Origin of the sequence: Parabacteroides sp. FAFU027 (genome assembly GCF_022808675.1) — a bacterium.
Classification (GTDB): Bacteria; Bacteroidota; Bacteroidia; order Bacteroidales; family UBA7332; genus CAXXIC01.
Window position 1 is genome coordinate 378,831 of record NZ_JAKZKV010000005.1, and the last position, 6,682, is coordinate 385,512.

Sequence of the window (6,682 nt, forward strand, 5' to 3'; positions counted from 1 at the left end):
AAAGAAGTGTCCGGAAGCCTGCAGCATTAGGGTTTCGGAGTCTCATCTAACCAAACCTTATAAAACACCTAACCATGAAAAACTTATTATTTATCCTAAGCCTATTCCTGCTGAATACAGTTGCTTTCGGACAAGTCAGCAAAACCGTAAACGTCACCACAGCAGGAACTTTGAACTCATTGATTACTTCAACTGAAAAAACCACCATTACTGATTTGACTGTAACGGGTACTATTGACGCAAGTGATGTCAAATTCTTACGGGATGAAATGACCGTTCTAACCAATTTAGATTTGTCAGCAAGCAATATTGCGGCATATACCGGAACCGGAGGGACATATTCCACGGCATCGCTTAGCTATCCGGCTAATGAAATACCCAAACGGGCTTTCTTCTATAAAACCGGACTTAAGAGCATTAAATTGCCGAGTTCGACAACATCAATTGGTGATTACGCCTTTAACTATTGTTCCGGAATAAACAGCGTTATATTACCGGATCATGTTCAGAAAATCGGAGATCTGTCTTTTGCCAGTTGTACAGGATTAACGGAAGTTACCTTTCCAGCGTCATTAGTAACTATTGGTTCTTCTTCATTTTCAAATTGTTCAGCACTGACAGGAAATCTGGTCATACCCAATTCCGTTACCACAATCGGGAGTTATGCTTTTACTCAATGTACTGGATTAAATGGCACTCTGACATTTCCAGGTTCTTTAACGACCATTGGTACTGCCGCATTTTCATATTGTTCAGGGCTAAAAGGGAATCTCCTAATTCCGAATTCTGTTACGACTATAGGTGAAAGGGTATTTCAAAATTGTTCCGGATTCACAGGAAATCTTTCAATCTCAAATTCATTAACAGCTATAAATCCTTTTACATTCTCTAATTGCACTGGACTAACTGGTACATTAATTATACCAACGACTGTAACGACAATAGGAAATAATGCTTTTGCACTCTGTTCCGGGTTAACCGGTTCATTAACTATTCCAGGCTCGGTTTCCTCTATCGGGAATGCATCTTTCATGTATTGCAACGGTCTGATCGGAACCTTGACAATTCCTAATTCTGTAACTTCTATCGGCACTTCAACCTTTGCTTATTGCTCCGGATTTGAAGAATTATATCTAAGTAAAAATTTAACCTCTATACCTACTGAAACATTTGCAGGATGTTCTGGTTTAAAAACAATTCAGGCAGCCAATCCTATACCTCCGAATATTATTCCTTCCACTTTTTCTTTAGTCGATTATCTAAATTGCCTGCTTTATGTTCCCATAGGATCAAAATCAGCCTATCAAACAGACCCGATCTGGTCATTATTCTCAAATATATCCGAAAAGGACTTTCCATCCGCAATCAGAAATACCAATATTAACGGATTAAAAATCTATACAAATCAAAATCAGATTTCTATTGAAGACTGCGATGCATCCGTTCAACTCTTCACATCAACAGGAGCTTATATCAAAACCATTTACCCTCAATCCAGCAGAATAGCAATTGATTTACCGAAAGGCTTATACATTCTGAAGATTGGAGAATACACAACCAAAGTAGTTCTATATTAACCGGATTATATCTCCATGAAAATCATCGATATCACCCCCGAAAACCAGCACCACTATTTCTGCTGTCTTGAAGAATGGTCTGACGACATCAAAGAAGCCGGAGACTTTAAGCAAAAGTGGTACGAAAAGATGAAAGACAAAGGCATCAGGGTAAAATATGCCGTAGATGATCACGGAATCATCGGCGGTATGATTCAATACATACCCATCGAGCATTCCATGTTTGAGGGCAAGAATCTCTATGTCGTGCTCTGCATCTGGGTACACGGGCACAAACAAGGACGCGGGGATTATCGCCATCGAGGAATGGGGAAAGCCCTGATTCTAGCGGCAGAAGAGGATTGTCGTGAGCTTGGCGCTGATGGGCTGGTCACGTGGGGCTTGATACTTCCGGTCTTTATGCGGGCCTCGTGGTTTAAACGGCAGGGGCATAAAGTGGTGGACAAATACGGGATGATGCGGCTATTGTGGAAACCATTTAATGAAGACGCCATTGCACCTAAATTTATCCGGCCACAAAAACTTCCGGCGAAAGGCTCCGGTAAAGTCAATGTAACCCTCTTCCGAAACGGATGGTGTCCGGTAATGACGCTTGCCTATGAGCGGGTTAAACGGGCTTCGGAGGAATTCCCCGGAAAGATTGAGATCGTAGAATATGACACCACCAATCGTGAGATTGTAAATGAATGGGGAATCTCCGACGCACTATATATCGACGGCAAAGAGGTGCGAACCGGTCCTCCACCTTCATTTGAAAAAATACGACGCAAGGTAGCCAGAAGGGTCAGGAAACTTTAGTCAGAATTTATATTCAACCGAGAAATTCACGTAAAAAGGATGTGATGTAAACTCACCACTCTGCACATGCAACGGAATGGCATAAGTAGGTGTTACACTGAATGACAAATCATGGTAACTATAACCAACCGGCAAAGCCAGATCTATATCAACCAGATTAAATTGGGAATATTCAGAGGTCTGCACTGTAGAAGTGGTTGATGCAGCTGTTGTTTCGGCCTTCTTACCGTGTAGTTTTATCTTATTCACCCTGTTCTTCAGGTACTCGGCATAGAGATTCTGCGTTCCTGCAAATCCGGTAACCGTCGGGTTTACCGACAAGGTATTATTTCCTTTACTGAAAACCTGAATCCATCTGGACAATGAGGAGGTAAGCGTAAAATCACTCTTATTTCCAAAATCATAATCGGCATTGAGAGACCATTCGAAGATTTTGGCATCATAGGATAATCCGGCAGAGGTTACACCTTTTATCTCTGATTTTACCTGAGTACTGTATTTGCTGTTGAAATAAGCGCTATAGGAAAGAGCACCTTTCAGTTTATCCTTAATCAGAGTAAAATCATAACCGGTCTGCAGAATAGACTGATCCAGTACATTATCCTTGCGATTCGGATAGAAGTTAAGGGTTCCGTTTATATATCCGCCGAATTTAAAGTGATAACCGAGCGTTGTCCCGATATAGGGAGTGACAATCGAATCGGACCTACCTTCCCAAACCGAGTTTGTCGAATAATTCATTGAAGCCGTGAAATATGATGTCTTCTCTTCGGCTTCATCTTCAGCCAGCATATTCACAGAAAAACAAACAAGAAGCAATAACAACAAAGCCAATTTACTATTCATACCACAAATATTTATTGTATTGAAAATTCAAAGAAACATCTCACACCAAAGGTCAAACTTCTTCACGTGGTGCTCGCCATATTTCGCCATACTTTTGCGAACTCCTTCCACCGACTTCTCTTTACCCGGCTTTGATTTGGAATAGAACTTATCTGAAAAGCAGATCAACTGTTCTTCCAGCGACACCGGACGCATATCACGGGGGACAATCGGGAAATTCATCTTGACGATATCATCCTTTGTGAGTCCTGTCCCGGTATGTCTTTCACATACTAATGCATGCTTAGGAAAGCCTTCCCTTGCTATTATATGGCTCCCTAAATAACCGTGTCGCAGGTAAGGATGTTCACCGTAACAACCGATTTCCGGCGCATTGGTCAGGTAAATGCCAATATCATGGAGCATGGCCGCCTCTTCCACAAACTTTAGGTCCAGTTCTAACTCAGGATGATCAAGAGCCAGGTCAAGGGCTTTGTCCGTAACCAGTCGGCTGTGATCGACCAGAATGGGATATGCTTTACTATTTTCGGGGTAATATTTCTGTATGATCTCTAACGGGTCCATCTATAAAAGCGTACTTTTGTACTACAAAATTACGCATAACTTATGAGAAAAGTCTGTTTAACAACATTAATCCTTACTATCGTTCCTTTCCTGAGTATGATTGGAGCCAATAAGGTGCTAAACGGAGCCGATTGCCTGGATAAGCTACTCCCTCTGATTAAAGGAAAAAAGATTGCGCTGGTCGTCAATCAGACCTCGGTATTGAAAGACAACCGCACGCATCTGGTGGATACACTGTTAGCGCAGAAAATAGGCATCAAAACCATCTTTGCCCCCGAACACGGATTTCGCGGAACGGCAGATGCAGGTGAAACTATTCATAACGAAACAGATAAAAAGACCGGTCTGCCCATCGTATCTCTTTACGGTAAAAACAAGAAACCGACTGCCGAACAACTACAAGGTATAGATGCCGTGATATTCGATATCCAAGACGTTGGAGCAAGATTCTACACCTACATCAGCACACTCTACTATGTGATGGAAGCCTGTGCCGATCAACATATCCGGTTAATCGTGCTGGACCGCCCCAATCCAAACGATTACGTGGATGGGCCGGTGATAAAGGATTCCCTGCGTTCATTTGTCGGGATTGTACCTATTCCCCTTTTGCACGGATTGACGGTTGGCGAATTTGCACAAATGGTCAACGGCGAACACTGGCTCAAAAGCAAAGAAAAGGTTTGTCCGTTGCAGGTGATCAAAGTGGAGGGATGGAAACATCACCAGCCTTATTCCCTACCCATAAAACCCTCCCCCAACCTGCCCAATGATCTGGCAGTCTCGTTATACCCTTCCCTCTGCCTTTTCGAAGCGACAGCGGTCAGTGTGGGACGCGGGACTACCTACCCATTTCAGGTCATCGGATATCCGGATAAACGATTCGGCTCGTTTACCTTCACTCCGGTTTCCTTGCCCGGTTTTGATAAGAATCCGGCGCAGAAAAACAGGCTGTGCTATGGGATTGATTTCCGCAAGAAATCATTTGAAGGCGGTTTTACCCTTAAGTTCTTCCTCGATTATTATAAAAAGTCCGGGCAGGGAGCCCTATTTTTCACTCAACCGCGCGGATTTGATCAGCTGATGGGAACCAGTCTTGTTCGAAAGATGATTATTGCCGGAAAAGGAGAAACAGAGATTAAAGGATTGTGGCAGAAAGAGTTAAACAAATACAAAGAAACGCGCCGCAAATATCTGCTCTATGAAGAGACGGAATCCCGATGAAATAAGGGCTGGAGACATAAAAATTTCTCTACGAAATATTTGGCACGTTTAAATTTTATTGTACTTTTGCTGATACAAATCACCAACGATTGACTCCGTAGCTCAGTTGGTAGAGCAATTGACTCTTAATCAATGGGTCGAGGGTTCGAGCCCCTCCGGGGTCACTGAAAAGCCACTAATTATTAGTGGCTTTTTTCTTTCAAAAAATACCTACCTCGAAAAACAAGTCTCCAGTTTGCAAGTATACTCCAAATCCCCCCATACAAATGACAAATAGGCCCAATATATTAGTAGTTTGTGGACGAAATAAGAAACGGAGCAGGACAGCGGAGTCGATTTTCAAAAATGATAATCGGTTCAATATTCGTTCAGCCGGATTAAGTCCAAAAAGCGATAGAAAAATAACAGAGAATGATTTAAACTGGGCTGACCTGATATTTGTAATGGAGACAGGACAGAGGGCTAAACTAAGGGAATTATATCGATATTTAGACATTCCTCCTATTGAGATTTTGAACATTCCGGACGACTACGAATTTATGGACAAAGATTTGATTGTTATACTAACTGACAGGATCAATAATACTTTAAGTCTCGTTTATCAATTGTAATTATATGAAGCGACAGAGAGGATTAAGACGATATTATAAGAACTTATCAATTCAAAATGAATTCGATAAAATGAAATGGCTGGATTTTGAGAAAACGGATACCTGGTTTGATAATTGGCACATTCATTTTGATTGGTATGGACATGGCAATAATAGCTTCAGGAAAAGAAAACCACACCTGGATAAATTATTTCGCCATTTCGATTTATTGATTGAGAAGACCAGAAATCTAAAAACAGATTTCCAATTATACACAATTATACTTGACTTTGATAGCGCAAGCGATGCTCTCTTTTTGCATACGCCCAATCCTATTAACACTCAATTTCCATTCCGGATTGAGGATTTAAAACTTGAATCGACATTAAACAATAAACCGCTAAAAGAGTATCTTGAGAACTTAACCGGTTTTGAAAAACTTTATGGGCAAGCAGGTGAGTCTTTCTGCCTACTATATAAAAAGGGAATCGGTGCTGATCTTATTCCATAGATAAATCAAATGGATTACCATTAAACGACTCAGGTTAAAGAGTGAAGCTATTATAAATCCAGATCTCCGCTGCCCCAATCAACAAATCAGAACAATGGATCAATATGAAGTAAGCAACGGGGTGCAGCGTTTTTTAACCGCTGATTCGAGACTAAAATAAAAAAAAATGATGCGGTTTGTAACCGCATCACCCCATATACTCCAGCGTCCACCACAGCCTACCTACAAAATTAACAAACACAAATAAGCGATAAGACCTGCTTTCGCTCTTATAAAACGACCCAATATCTTCTCCAAAGAAACATTTCTTTCCCGCACCCTTTGATTCCCGTCCAATCCCACCCGCAAAACACAAGAATGACCTGTCAATTGCATTAATTGATTAGATTCAGTCACTAGTGTCCCATTAAAATTGGGACGTAATTAAAACTCAAATAAACTTGGCTCATTAAGCCTAAAACGATCTTTGTCATTTTGAAATTTAGTTCTGTTGAATAGTTCTCTAAGATTAGTTTTATCAGTCAATGAAATACTCAAGATCTGCAAAACCTCATATGTAGTTCTGTCAAGTT

Annotated in this window: 6 protein-coding genes, 1 tRNA gene and 1 pseudogene; 5 read left to right on the forward strand and 3 right to left on the reverse strand. The window is 41.2% G+C overall.

Annotated features, from left to right (window positions below):
• Positions 1–74: 74 nt before the first annotated feature.
• Positions 75–1,577: a leucine-rich repeat domain-containing protein gene (locus MLE17_RS10300; RefSeq protein WP_243348713.1), complete on the forward strand. Its 1,503-nt coding sequence runs from the start codon at positions 75–77 to the stop codon at positions 1,575–1,577.
• Between the two features lie 15 nt (positions 1,578–1,592).
• The gene (locus tag MLE17_RS10305; protein ID WP_243348714.1) at positions 1,593–2,375 is read left to right on the forward strand and encodes a GNAT family N-acetyltransferase; all 783 of its coding nucleotides are present in this window, start codon (positions 1,593–1,595) and stop codon (positions 2,373–2,375) included.
• Here the strand turns inward: MLE17_RS10305 and MLE17_RS10310 are convergent, their stop codons facing one another.
• Together MLE17_RS10310 and MLE17_RS10315 are read right to left on the reverse strand one after the other, a co-directional pair.
• Positions 2,376–3,221, reverse strand: a complete 846-nt coding sequence (locus MLE17_RS10310) for a hypothetical protein (protein ID WP_243348715.1) — start codon at positions 3,219–3,221, stop codon at positions 2,376–2,378.
• A gap of 27 nt (positions 3,222–3,248) precedes the next feature.
• Positions 3,249–3,785, reverse strand: coding sequence for an HD domain-containing protein (locus tag MLE17_RS10315; protein WP_243348716.1), 537 nt, complete (start codon positions 3,783–3,785; stop codon positions 3,249–3,251).
• Positions 3,786–3,827: 42 nt separating this feature from the next.
• Between MLE17_RS10315 and MLE17_RS10320 the strand changes: the two genes are divergently transcribed.
• The 3 genes from MLE17_RS10320 to MLE17_RS10330 all read left to right on the forward strand — a co-directional run bounded on the left by MLE17_RS10320 (position 3,828) and on the right by MLE17_RS10330 (position 6,110).
• The gene (locus MLE17_RS10320; RefSeq protein WP_410795621.1) at positions 3,828–5,009 is read left to right on the forward strand and encodes an exo-beta-N-acetylmuramidase NamZ domain-containing protein; all 1,182 of its coding nucleotides are present in this window, start codon (positions 3,828–3,830) and stop codon (positions 5,007–5,009) included.
• 91 nt (positions 5,010–5,100) lie between these two features.
• Positions 5,101–5,173: transfer RNA gene (locus tag MLE17_RS10325), tRNA-Lys, on the forward strand.
• A 451-nt stretch (positions 5,174–5,624) separates the two neighbouring features.
• Positions 5,625–6,110 (forward strand): hypothetical protein, encoded by a 486-nt coding sequence (locus MLE17_RS10330; RefSeq protein ID WP_243348717.1) that lies wholly within the window; start codon positions 5,625–5,627, stop codon positions 6,108–6,110.
• Positions 6,111–6,533: 423 nt separating this feature from the next.
• Here the strand turns inward: MLE17_RS10330 and MLE17_RS10335 are convergent.
• Positions 6,534–6,682 (reverse strand): annotated as a pseudogene (locus MLE17_RS10335) (IS4 family transposase); the annotation flags it as partial.